Source organism: Streptomyces botrytidirepellens, assembly GCF_003721215.1.
Taxonomy (GTDB): Bacteria; Actinomycetota; Actinomycetes; order Streptomycetales; family Streptomycetaceae; genus Streptomyces; species Streptomyces himastatinicus.
In genome coordinates this window covers 1-561 of sequence record NZ_RIBZ01000356.1, presented here as the reverse complement: position 1 = coordinate 561, position 561 = coordinate 1, and the positions used below count along the sequence as shown (strand labels likewise).

Annotated in this window: 1 protein-coding gene; it reads right to left on the bottom strand. The window is 76.5% G+C overall.

Annotated features, from left to right (window positions below; translation table 11 throughout):
• The coding region (locus EEJ42_RS30955; RefSeq protein ID WP_123105181.1) for a KR domain-containing protein at window positions 1-561 on the bottom strand (561 nt) is incomplete at both ends.

Genomic DNA, 561 nt, shown 5'->3' with positions numbered 1-561 from the left:
GTCGGCCGGCCACCGGCCGCCGCGGTCGGCCTTCCACGGCCGCTGCCGCCGGTGGCCGCGAGCGCCCGGAGCGGGGTGGGCAGGGTGGCGGTGTCCTGGGCGGCCAGGGCCCGGGCGTCCAGCTTGAGCGCCAGCAGATGGGGGCGGCCGTGGCGGTACGCCGCGTCCAGCAGGGCCAGCCCCTCTTCGGTGGTGTTGGCCGTGATCCCCAGGCGGCCGATCCTGGCCAGGTTGGCGGTGTCCAGCCGCGCGGTGAGGCCGCTGGTGGCCGCCCACAGCCCCCAGGCCACCGACAGCCCTGGCCGACCGGCGGCCTGGCGGTGGGACGCGAGCGCGTCGCAGAAGGCGTTGGCCGCCGCGTAATTGGCCTGGCTGGGCGTGCCCAGATCGGAGGCGAAGGAGGAGAACATGACGAACATGCCGAGGCGCAGATGTGCCGTCGCCGCGTGCAGATTGGCCGCGGCAGTGGCCTTGGCCGCCCACACCCGCGCCAGCCGCTCCGGGGACTGCGCGGGGAGCATCGCGTCGTCGAGGGCGCCCGCGGCGTGGATGACGCCGGTC